We start from the raw sequence: 12,526 nt of genomic DNA on the forward strand, positions 1-12,526 counted from the left end.
TTTAAATAATATTATTAATTAGGAAATAACATTTTTTACTGGTGAAGATGTATTTTTTTATTCTTGACAAAACAAGAAAATCTACCCGAATTTAAAAAATTAAAAGACAGTTAATTTAAAATAATATATAATCAATGAAATAAGTCGTTTCAAAGCTCTCGTAGTTTTCTGGATTCAGGAAAACTGACTAGGGACTGACAAATAAAAAATATCTCATAATAATTGTTCGTTGCTGGTAGTCAACAATCAATAAGTTCAAATGAGATAATTTTTTTGTTATGGTCACTCTAGCATTTACCAGCATTGATTCTATAAGTAACTCCCCAATTTTCAACACCAGTGCTTTCTACCAACATCAAGCGAGAGCTAATTATATCAGGGAAAATGTTGGGGTAAACTTAGCATATTTTGTCGTGCAGTCGCGTCTGTCAGATTATGATCTGCTGCTTAAATCCCGATTGCCCAAATCCCCTAAATCCCAATGGAAAGAAGTTGTGCCAAACTTGTAGCACCCCCTTGGTGCAACTGTTGAGAAATCGCTTCCGCGTCATTCAAGTGCTTTCTGATGAGGGGGGATTTGGCAGAACTTATCTATCAGAAGATACAGATAAACTCAATGAACGTTGTGTCATCAAACAACTAGCGCCGAAATTCCAAGGAACTTGGTCACAGAAGAAAGCGATGGATTTGTTTGCTGAAGAAGCAAAGCGACTGCAAGAACTCGGAGAACATCCACAAATACCAACTCTGTTAGCTTATTTTCGGCAAGACAACTGTTTGTATTTAGTGCAACAGTTTATTAATGGGGAAAACTTGTTAAAAGAGTTACAGCAACGCAAAGCTTATAGACCTGGAGAAATTCAAGCAATTTTGCTCGATTTACTACCTGTGCTTCAGTTTATTCACGATCGCGGAGTGATTCACCGAGACATTAAACCAGAAAATATTATCCGCAATCGCAAAGATGGACGATTAAGTTTGATAGATTTTGGTTCCTCTAAGCAGTTAACTGCAAAAGTACAGAAGAAAATTGGCACATCCATTGGTTCACATGGCTATTCACCCCTCGAACAAATTAGAGATGGTAAGGCTTGTCCAGCAAGTGATTTGTTCGCTTTGGGCGCGACTTGCTTTCACCTATTAACTGGAACTTCCCCGTTTCAATTGTGGATGGAATATGGCTACGGTTGGGTGAATAATTGGCGGGAATATTTGCGGAGTCCATTGAATCCTGAATTGGATTTGATTCTCGATAAACTGTTACAAAAAGATATTCAGCAACGCTATCAATCAGCCGATGAAGTGATTGCACAATTGACTCCAAAACAACCACTCGCCCTACCACCCGCTGGTCAATCTTCTGGAAAACTACCAGTCACTCAGACACCATTATTACCAGCTAAATCTGCACTATTGAGAAATATAGTCTTGGTAAGTGCTGTCTTACTGTTGTTTGGATTCGGCGGATCTTGGTATCAGCAATATCGCCGTGTACAGACGATTTTATTGTCTAGGCTGAATCAATATCACAATAATTCAGACAAGAGTGAAGCATTGGTTCAGCCGCAAAATATGACCTTAAATAATACCATTGCCTTAGCTAACACTATTCAAGGTCATGAAAAATCGGTTGTATCCATCGCTATCAGCCCAGATGGTACTACCATTGCTAGCAGTGGCGATCGCGACCCCTTAGAGAAGCCACCCCAAGAAGGTCTACGCACAATCAAATTGTGGAATGCAGCCACAGGAGAGGAAATCCGCACACTGGAGGGACATTCTCAAAAGGTAAATGTCGTAGCTATCACCCCCGATGGTACAACTTTGGTAAGCGGCAGCGATGACAAAACTATCAAACTGTGGAATCTGGCAACAGCAAAGGAAATCCGCACGCTGGAGGGGCATTCTGACTCAATTCAAGCGCTAGCCATCAGCCCAGATGGTAAAACTCTGGTAAGTGGTAGTGATGACAACACTATTAAAGTGTGGAATTTAGCAACAGGACGGTTAATGCGGACATTGATAGGGCACACATTTTGGGTACGGTCAGTTGCCATTAGCCCTGATGGTCGTACCCTGGCTAGCGGCAGTTTTGACAAGACGATTAAAATTTGGGACTTAGCCAAGGGAAAAGCAATCCGTACATTTAGCGGGAACGCCAACACTATCACATCCATTGCTTTTAGTCCCGATGGTATGATTCTTGCCAGTGCTAGCCGTGATCGCACCATCAAACTCTGGAATTTAGCAACAGGAGAGGAAATTCGCACACTTGTAGGTCACGCCAACACCGTCACATCCATAGCCTTTAGTCCAAATGGTAAGACCCTCGCCACTGCTAGCCGCGATCGCACTATCAAACTGTGGAATCTCTCTACAGGAGAAGAAATTCGCACACTCGTAGGTCATGCCGATACTGTGACATCTGTTGCTTTCAGTTCCGATGGTAAGACCCTCGTTAGTGGTAGCGAAGATAATACAATCAAGATTTGGCGTTTGTCTGGTCAATAATATTACACAAAGGCAACTCTAGATGTAATTAATTTTCCTTAATCAGTTTATAGCTATACATAGCGGTTTGCTAAGATTCTTGGCGAACCATCTATACTTTTTGTCTCAAATCCTCAAATAATATCAAGTTCGGCTAATTACTTAGGATATAGTCGGTTTGCCTGGTAATAGGTAATAGGTAATAGGTAAAAAAAATACAGTTTACCAATCACCAATTCCCCTTCGGGTGACGCTCCTTCTCCCAAGGGGAGACGCTACGCGAACGTCGCTAACGCTCTTGAGATCGCCAGTCGCTCATGGGGGACTCGGGGCCCCCACGACCGAAAGGGAGTGGGTCTTGGGGGTTCTCCCCCAAGACCCTTACGGGTACTCTTCGAGAATCCCTTCGGGGAACGGCAGTTACTCCACTTGGGGAGACCCCAAGACCGTACTGCCTCACCGCGCTGGCTCACCAATTCCCAATTCCCAATTCCCGACCTCCAAAAGTCTATTTGTTAAATAAATTAGATTTTTTTGAAAAATGCATAAATTTTACTGTATTGAGTCTATCTAAAGGCTGAAAAAATAGCTAGCCTAAATAAACTAAAACGTCTTGATTCTTCACAATTTCCTCCAATTTTTTTGATAAGTTTAAGATAAAGCCAAAACAATAACGCTTTGGCTTTTAATTCCTCGATCAAAAACGAAGGAACGAGATATGGATACTGCTGTTAAATATGACATTGAAGTTATCAAGGACGAAGTACGCCAACTAGTTAAAAAGGGACTTGTGAACCGTCAGCAACCAATTTATACACTCTGTAAATATATTCCCAATCGTGACTGGGTGTGTTTTGAGCTAGAACTAGAAAAAAACGAATTTTTGCTCAGAGATAGGGTTATTGACCTATTGGGTTGTGAAACCTGGGAAGAAGATTGAAGCTACCAGTAGAAATTACTTTTTCTCAATAGCATCCCATTTAATAAAAATTAAAAATAAAAGCAAAATATAAAACCCTCGAAAAATTCGAGGGTTTTAAGCAATAACTTGTGAAATTTGATTTTTTGGCATTTTAGTATCAAATATTTTTAAATACAGCAAATTGCAGGTTTATGTCCTACAGTAACAGCAGTTTGTAAACCAGTTTTTTAGATATTTAGGATTGATTAAATCGAGTGCTATAGCAATAAGAATATCAATCATTTTTCATGAAATTATTATCATTATTTATAAATGTATTCATTGAGATGCTCAAGCATTTTTACCTTTATTGAGTGTCCAAAATAACTTTATTTTTAGTAAATATATTTTGAATGTTGTTTTTATAACGTTAAATAATATACGTATTCAGTGTTTAACCTGGTAGGTGTGATATGGAAGGCACTCACAGGCGCGATTGATTAACGCTGTAGCAAAATATGAAAAAAGCACATTTTATGATATTTTTTAAAGCCTTACTGTATAACGGTTCTAAAATGTGCAAATTAAGAAATCATGAATTGCTATAAACCTGTTGCATATCAGTTGTAATTGAGCATCAAAAAGGTTATGTTATGCTATAAATCATGTCAATCCATACTGTTAGATGGAAAAATAACATAAATATAAAAATAAAAGTATACAAAATATGATTGATATTGCAGTTATTAATTTAAGGTGATTTTTAGACTAAAAAATAAATAGTTATTGAATTGTAAAATTGCCAAGAGGTTATATGAATGGATATCCAAAGGTGATTGTTTTTGGCGCGGGAGGTTTTCTTGGTGAACATATTATTCAGCAATTGGTAAACAACAATTTTAATGTTTATGCAGCTCTAAGAACTAAGCCTAAATATTCTACAGATAGCTTTAGCCATAAAATAACCTATTATGAAGGAGACCTAGAAGACTATCAATATATCCAGAAATGTTTGGAGGGGATGGATGCAATCATCTTTGCAGCAGGATGTAACTGGAAACCTGGTTTAGCTATTTCAGAATATTTTCGAGGTAATGTTAAAATTACCAAGAAATTTTTTACAGCCCTCGATAATCATCAAGATGTGCGTGTAGTGTATACCTCTTCTATGTCTGCTATTGCAGGTAGCAAGACCCCGTTAATCTTTTCTGAAATCTCTGACCGCAGTCATGTTAGTAAAAGTTATTTGAGTCCTTATGATTGGGCGAAAATTGAGTGTGAACAAATAGTACTCGACTACGCCAGAAAAAATCATAACATTGTAATACTCAATCCAGGTTTTATGTTGGGGCCGGGGGCTTTTAGCTGTTCAAAGATTACTACATCAGGCCTGGTTTTGAGGTTCTGTCAGAAGAATTTCCCATTTTATGTAAATGGAGGACATTCATTTTGCGATGTACGGGATGTTGCAAAAGCTCATGTTGCAGCACTTACTCGTAGACATAGTGGCCACTATATTGTTGCTGGACATAATCTCAGCATGGCAGAAATTTATCGTCTCATGGTGATGATAACTAGCTTCAGCAGTCCTAGGCAGTTACCTGTTAGCATAGCCTATTCATTGTCGTTGCTGCTTGATAAATTATCTTGGCTGTTTCCCAATATATTGAAAACCTCATATCATCCAGATTTTGTTAAATCTTCTTGCCTTTATTATTATGGTGAATCTCAAAAAAGCATCAGTGATCTTGGCTATAATATAACTCCAATTGCAACGACTCTTTTAGATACAATTAAATACTTTGACCGCCAAGGTCTGATATCTGAAGATATGCTATTTTTAGAAGCCATGAATAATAGTAATATCGAAGCGATCGCTTATCTCCGAGAGATGGCAATGTGTCATGCGTTCTCGGATTTTCTCCTACCAAGAGTTCCTGAAATTTATAAAATTTGTGAATCTAACTGTTATTTAAATAACCTGTTGCTAGATTTATTATCCAATAGCAGCTTTAACTCCAAAAAAGTTAAATTTCAGTTGAATCAAGCTAACTTTAAAAAGTACCAGAAAACTCTTAACAAGCTTTTTGAATATATCTATTTTGCGTCAGATGATTTTCTTACAGAAGTATTATGAGTGTGGATATGAGTCTAGATAATAATTTTTTGGGCAAAAAATGGGACATTTGCATTGTCGGTACTGGTGCAGCAGGAGGCATATTAGCACATACATTAGCTATAAATAATTTTTCAGTACTTTCCTTAGAGCAAGGAGACACAATTGATAACAACTACTTCTCAAACCAATTAAATCCTCAACATGAGCATAATTTCGGAATTGCTGCCGATATGCCTTGGCCTTTACAACAATCAGAATCATTTCACTATGACAATTTTCAAGCAAACCAGCTCTATGCTAAAAATGACATATTATCGACTTCATCCCGTTCCGCAGCAGTTTTTCATAACCATCAGATTTTTCGACTTAATGGCAAGCAGAATCTATGGAATGGTGTTTGCCTAAGATATTCAGAAAGAGATTTTCGTGGTCAAGATTACGGAGATTCTGATTCAAACTGGCCAATTAGCTATGCAGATATTGAAAGTCACTACACAGCAGTTGAAAGATTAATAGGTGTTTGTGGTACTAAAGAAGGTCTCGATAGTTTACCTGATGGAGAATTTATTCCAGCCAAACCACTTCGTCCTGCTGACAAAATTATCATGGAAGGAGTAAAGAAAATCAGTGGAGTAAATATTAAAGCTATTCCCAATCGGAAAGCGGTCGAAACACGTTCAGAATTCGCCCATCACTGTCAAAGTTGTGGTGGTTGTTATTATGGCTGTAGTTCTGGAAGTATTTATAAGTTTTCTAGTCATTTATTACCACGAATAATTAGCCTAAGTAATTACCAAATTATATCTAACTGTAAAGTCATACGTTTGCACAGAAAAAAAGATTCCAACCAAATTGATGCTGTCGAATGTATAGACACCAAAACACACAATAAGTTCCAAGTTGAGGCTAAGATTTTTATCCTGGCGGCTGGCGCTCTTGAGACACCACGAATACTATTTAATTCCAAGGATGATTTTTACCCACAAGGATATGCAAATAGTTCCAAAACTTTAGGATGTTACCTACAAGATAATATTAAAGCCAACGTAGGTACCTCTTTACTGAAGTTGGTTCATAGGCGTGAAAAATACGATGTTGGCTTTGGAGACAACATATTAATACCTCGATTTTTGTTCGACAATCAAGACTTTCGTGGTGGGTATATGGCGCAATATCATAATGCCTACCCTAAACGCCCTTACTACCTAGATGGATTTGATAATTTCCCAGGATGGAGTAAAAAGTGGCTAGCAAAATTACTGTTTAACAGCTATGCTGTACTACTTTTTCAAGGGAAACCTGATGTTAAGAAATCAAACCGCGTTGTCCCCAGCCAAGAGCAAGATATTTATGGAATTCCCAAAATTGATGTTTATTATGAAATGACAGAAAATGATCGACGTATGCAGCAAAGTATGATTCTATACGGTAAGCAGATCCTACACAAATGCTCAGGAACTTTAATTTTTACATACACATCACAGCCAGGAAACTCAATTCACTATGCTGGTACGTGTCGCATGGCAAAAAATAGTTATGAGGGAGTTGTGGATAAAAATTTAAGGTCGTTCGACCACGAAAATCTTTACATTTGCGATGGTAGTGTCATACCTGAAATATCTGAAAAGAACTATACATTGACAATTATGGCTTTAGCTCATCGTCTGGCATCATATTTATCTAAAAATTGCAGCTATTTGGCTGTAAATTTGTACAAATAGTATAGCGAAAATCTTCGTCAAATCTTGTTTCTTCTTCTTCAAGTGATACTCATATTTGTCTTGTAAATAGTGGTATTGCTGTTAGCACGGGGCATTATACTATTTCTCTATAAAATTGAGCTTAATTCGACCCTCCTATAGTCCCACCTTGCCAACGGTAGGTAATTATTAAGCGCATTTTTGCAGAAAATTAGTATTAGTGAAGTTATGATTTTAGCCCTACCTCAAAATACAAAGTAATTTAGGTATCATGATCATGAATAAGCAACGTCTTCGTATTGCGATTATTACAGGATTATACGCGCCTTTTTTATCTGGAATTTCGATAGGAGTACATCAACGGGTTAAATGGTTATTACAACAGGGTCATGAAGTCTTTCTTATCCATCCTGGAGTTAATGAATTATATTCCCAAGAGATTTTTAAGCGTTCCATACCGGGTATTGAAGAAGTTCAATCATTCTCCAATTTTTCTTCTTATACTTATCCAACTCAACCACTAATTTTTTATAAGTCTCTTCCTGTACCATTGCACTATTCCTACTGGAATGATACAAAGTTACTCTTAAATTTTGAGCCTGATATTGTGGTTGTTGAAGAAGCACCACAAATGATCGGTTATTATTCATTTTTTTTTCAAGGTTATGGTCGTCTCATTGGTAGTGAATATGCAAAGCTAACTGGTACTCCTACGATAACTCTCTTCCATACAGATATAATTGCCTATATTAAATATTACTTAGGCGATCTATTTTTCTGTTTGATTAGTCCTATTATTCCTACTCTGATCAAACATTTTAGTGAAGCTTATGATGTCAATTACTTTTCTTCTCAAGAACAGCTTGCTCGATATAGAAAAATGAAACTCCAGCGTGGAGAATATCTTCCTTATCAGGGGGTCGATTGCAACAAATTTCATCCCCAAAACATTTGTTATGATCCAATTCCTGATGATCATCGACCAACCCTGTTATTTGTTGGGCGCATTAGTGCAGAAAAAAATGTCAGCCTACTTTTACAAGCATATCCACTCATTGCTGCTAGAATTCCTGATGTTCATTTAGTCATGGTCGGTAGTGGCCCCCTATACTCCAAAATCCAGCGACACGCTCAAAAATTTGGTTCTGGTATTACTATGTGGGGTGAGTCTTACGGTAAACAACTGTTAGGTTGGTTTGCTCGTGCTGATGTCTTTGTGAATCCCTCTGTGAGTGAAAACTTCTGCACTACAAATAACGAAGCACTTGCTTCTGGTACTCCTGTAGTTGCAGCACTCGCCCCATCAACCGCAGAACAAGTAACTCCCGGTTACAACGGTTTTTTAGCTGAACCTAATAACCCAAAAGATTTTGCTCAAAAGGTGATTACTATTCTGGAGAATCCTGACTTGAAAGCAAAGATGACTCAACAAGCTCGTCCTTCCATACTCAAGTTTGATTGGTCAGCATGTATGGAAAAGTTTGAAGACAAGCTTTACCAGCATATTAACTCCCGTTTGCCCAGATTTGCCCGCACTGCTGACTCAATTCGCCAGGATGATAGTCGCAAGTATCACAATAAATAAACTGGCTGAATGAGACCACATAGGTATCAGAGACGGGGGAATAGCTTATTCCCCCGTCTCTTTCGTAGCGAATATGGTACTCAGACAGTAAATTCTTCCTAGTGTAGGTACTTAGTTCCATCTGCCGAGGCAATTTTAGCATCACCCCAAACTGACGGAAGATTTAAAGCATTGTAGCGGTTAATAAGTAGATCAACTTTGAAAAACGTAAAATAGAGTTTTTGCGATTACTTCGCTACACTTCGTTGCGCTAGTAATGACATTTCACGTTTAATTAGGTTGAGCTACTTATGTACAACAGTTGCTTGAATGCATTTACGATTCATTTTGATGAAAACTAGGGTTTGATGACTGATGACTGTGATTATTCATCGGTCAACTACTCTGACAGATGATTATGCAATTTAGATGTGTTTGAGCTTTGTTGAGCAATAACCCGATTTTGTCGTCTTATGCTGGCACATTTTGTACCCCGATCCAGCCAGTTACAGTTTTGCGCTTGGTATTGTAATTTCTGGTATTGGTATTTTCCACTTTCTCAAGATTTGTAGATAATTCATTTACCACAACCTCTGCCAATGAACCAGAATGAATTGCACTAAATACTGGCATATCTTGCCAACAATGACGGCAAAACCAGGAGATTTCGGAACCACGTACATGTTGTAGAAGTAATCCAGAACAGCAAGGACAGTAATTCATATTTTTTGAAACCCTGATTGTAAAAAAGTGTGTTGGATATGAAAGCGGTCAGTTGACAAGCCAGCAGTAATTCAAAGAACTATTTATACTTCGAGGATAGCTATCAAATATGAGGAAGTTGTGAAGAAAATCATATTATTCAATTTATTTTAATATTTATACATAATTGATTAAGTAATCACCCTTAAATAGCGTTTTAAAGTTTTACATCTACGGTTAACAGTAGTGATGTTTTAGACTTAGCGTATGCTTGATGCTTAGTTGCTAGACTCAATTTCAAGCAGTTCACAAGACATTAGCTCTTCAACACCAAATGATCCCAAGATTTCTGGTCTCTCCTACATGCCAAATGTGAATGTAAGTTCCTACTAGCTTTATCCTCACAAGATCCTCAAATTAACTCCCTATAAAGATGAAGGGTGAAACTTAGAAGTAAATTAAATTACTACACAGCTTTTAAGTATTTTGATTCTTATGGAACTCACAGGGATGTTAGAAATACTTGTACATTCAAACAATAAAAATCCAATCTCTAAAGAACAAGCCTTGGTTTTACCTTTGAGCAATGTAGGGATTGCAGACATCCCATTAGTAGGCAGTAAAAACGCTTCTCTCGGTGAAATGATGCAGCAATTGCGGCGCAAAGGAGTGAAAGTTCCTACAGGCTTTGCCACAACTGCTCATGCTTATAGGTGTTTTATTTCTTCAACAGGGTTAGAAGCAAAACTGAAAGAGATATTTGTAAACTTAGATGTCGAGAATCTCACAAATCTAAGGCAGTGTGGCAAAAAAGCCAGACTACTGATGCTGCAAACTCCCTTGCCTCAAAAATTACAGCAAGCGATCGCTCTTGCTTACCACAAACTCTGCCAAAATTATGGTGCTGATACTGATGTCGCAGTCCGTTCTAGTGCCATAGCTCAAGATTTACCCGATGTTAACTTTGACAGTCAGCAAGAAACTTTCTTAAATGTCCGTGGATTAGAAGCTGTCTTAGAATCCTGCCACAAATGTTTTGCTTCAATATTTACAGACCGTGCCATTTTCTACCGACAAATCAAAGGCTTAGACCACTTTAACATCGCCCTATCGGTAGGCGTGCAAAAAATGGTGCGTGCTGACTTAGCAACTGCTGGTGTCATGTTCTCCATCGACACAGAGACAGGTTTTAAAGATGCTGCCCTGATTACCGCAGCTTACGGTTTAGGTGAAAATGTTGTCCAGGGAACAGTTAACCCCGATGAATATTTAGTATTTAAACCTACCTTACAACAGGGATACCGCCCAATTATTAAAAAGGGCTTGGGTACTAAAGAAATTAAAATGGTCTATGACCTGGAAGGCTTCAAATTAACTAAAAATATCTCCGTTCCAACAAATGAACGTATTCTATTTGCACTTAACGATGACGAAATTTTACAACTGGCAAACTGGGCTTGCATCATTGAAGAACACTATTCCCAAGTGTATGGTACTTACACACCTATGGATATTGAGTGGGCAAAAGACGGCTTAACTAATGAATTGTTTATCGTCCAAGCACGGAAAGAAACGGTGCAATCACAGAAGAAGGAAAACGTGCTGCGTAGCTATTGGCTTGTAGGGGAAGCAGGGGAGAAGGGGTGCAGGGAAGCAAGGGTGCAGGGGTGCAGGGGTGCAGAGGTGCAGGGGAGCGAATTCTTGAATAATTTCTCCTCATCCCCCCATCCTCTTGTGACTGGTAGTAGCGTTGGTGAAACGATCGCCCAAGGCAAAGCTAGAGTCATTCTAGATATACATCAACTCCACCAGTTTCAATCAGGAGAGGTGTTAGTAACAAATCATATCGACGCTAATTGGGAACCGATTATGAAACGCGCCAGTGCTATTGTTACCAATTTTGGCGGGCGAACTTGTGACGGGGCAATTCTTGCTAGGAAAATGGGAATTCCGGCGATCGTTGGTTGCGGTAATGCTACTAATATTTTAAAGACAGGGCAAGAAATCACCGTTAGTTGTGCCGAAGGTCAAACTGGAAAGGTTTACCAAGGTTTATTGCCCTACGAAGTCCAAGAAGTGCCATTGGAGAAACTACCCCGCACCCAAACCCAAATCATGCTCAATGTCAGTAATCCAGAAGAAGTCTTTGGCTTGACTAATATTCCCAATAATGGGGTAGGATTAGTGCGGATGGAATTGATCATTGCTAACCAAATTAAAGTACATCCTCTGGCGTTGATTCACTTCGATGAATTAGAAGACCAACTTGCCAAATACAAAATTACTGAATTAACTGCTCAATATGCAGACAAAGCACAATTGTTTGTAGATAAATTAGCACAAAGTGTAGGTGCGATCGCTGCTGCTTTTTACCCCAAACCTGTAATTGTCCGCTTCTCAGACTTCAAAAACAACGAATACGCCCATCTCTTGGGTGGTAAGCAGTTTGAACCCACAGAAAAAAACCCCATAATTGGCTGGCGTGGTGCTTCTCGCTACTACGATCAACGCTATCGTGAAGGTTTTGCCTTGGAATGCCAAGCAATGAAGCTAGTACGCAATCAAATGGGCTTAACCAACGTCATTTTAATGATTCCCTTCTGCCGTACTCCCCAAGAAGGTCGGCGCGTGCTAGCAGAAATGGCAAAATGTGGTTTGGTGCGGCGAGAAAATAACTTGCAAGTTTATGTGATGTGCGAGTTACCTAGTAACGTGCAACTAGCAGATGAATTTAGTCAAATATTTGATGGCTTCTCCATTGGCTCAAATGACTTGACACAATTAACACTAGGAATAGATCGGAATTCTGAGTTAGTAGCCCATCTGTTTGATGAACGGGATGAAGCAGTGCAGCGAAGTATTGCTTGTGCGATCGCTACTGTCAAACAGTACGGACGTAAAATTGGTATCTGCGGTCAAGCAGCTAACGATTATCCAGAATTTGCTCGCTTTCTAGTAGAACAAGGCATTGATTCCATCAGTCTTAACCCGGACACGGCACTCAAAATACTACTAGAAATTGCCGCCACGGAAGAACGCGCTCATTAATT

The 12,526-nt window shown here is 38.7% G+C and carries 8 protein-coding genes; 6 read left to right on the forward strand and 2 right to left on the reverse strand.

Features of this window, described 5'->3' with window-relative positions:
* Positions 1 to 435: 435 nt before the first annotated feature.
* The 5 genes from I8748_RS04100 (at position 436) to I8748_RS04120 (ending at position 8,795) form a co-directional block, all read left to right on the forward strand.
* Positions 436 to 2,511 carry a serine/threonine-protein kinase gene (locus tag I8748_RS04100; protein ID WP_198123393.1) on the forward strand — a complete coding sequence of 692 codons (2,076 nt, stop codon included), beginning with the start codon at positions 436 to 438 and terminating at the stop codon, positions 2,509 to 2,511.
* A gap of 697 nt (positions 2,512 to 3,208) precedes the next feature.
* Positions 3,209 to 3,430, forward strand: coding sequence for a DUF4327 family protein (locus tag I8748_RS04105; protein WP_096553471.1), 222 nt, complete (start codon positions 3,209 to 3,211; stop codon positions 3,428 to 3,430).
* Positions 3,431 to 4,205: 775 nt separating this feature from the next.
* Positions 4,206 to 5,528 carry an NAD-dependent epimerase/dehydratase family protein gene (locus tag I8748_RS04110; protein WP_198123394.1) on the forward strand — a complete coding sequence of 441 codons (1,323 nt, stop codon included), beginning with the start codon at positions 4,206 to 4,208 and terminating at the stop codon, positions 5,526 to 5,528.
* 8 nt (positions 5,529 to 5,536) lie between these two features.
* Positions 5,537 to 7,231 (forward strand): GMC oxidoreductase, encoded by a 1,695-nt coding sequence (locus tag I8748_RS04115; RefSeq protein WP_198123395.1) that lies wholly within the window; start codon positions 5,537 to 5,539, stop codon positions 7,229 to 7,231.
* A 256-nt stretch (positions 7,232 to 7,487) separates the two neighbouring features.
* The gene (locus I8748_RS04120; protein ID WP_198123396.1) at positions 7,488 to 8,795 is read left to right on the forward strand and encodes a glycosyltransferase; all 1,308 of its coding nucleotides are present in this window, start codon (positions 7,488 to 7,490) and stop codon (positions 8,793 to 8,795) included.
* Here I8748_RS04120 and I8748_RS04125 read toward each other — a convergent pair.
* The gene (locus I8748_RS04125) at positions 8,716 to 8,937 is read right to left on the reverse strand and encodes a Tn3 family transposase (RefSeq protein WP_198123397.1); all 222 of its coding nucleotides are present in this window, start codon (positions 8,935 to 8,937) and stop codon (positions 8,716 to 8,718) included. The genes I8748_RS04120 and I8748_RS04125 overlap by 80 nt on opposite strands.
* A gap of 308 nt (positions 8,938 to 9,245) precedes the next feature.
* Entirely contained in the window at positions 9,246 to 9,497 is a 252-nt protein-coding gene (locus I8748_RS04130; RefSeq protein ID WP_198123398.1) for a hypothetical protein, read from the reverse strand.
* Between the two features lie 489 nt (positions 9,498 to 9,986).
* Between I8748_RS04130 and ppsA the strand changes: the two genes are divergently transcribed.
* A complete protein-coding gene (gene ppsA, locus I8748_RS04135; protein ID WP_198123399.1) occupies positions 9,987 to 12,524 on the forward strand; it encodes a phosphoenolpyruvate synthase in 2,538 nt (845 codons plus the stop codon).
* Positions 12,525 to 12,526: the final 2 nt, after the last annotated feature.

Origin of the sequence: Amazonocrinis nigriterrae CENA67 (assembly GCF_016056305.1) — a bacterium.
Lineage (GTDB): Bacteria > Cyanobacteriota > Cyanobacteriia > Cyanobacteriales > Nostocaceae > Amazonocrinis > Amazonocrinis nigriterrae.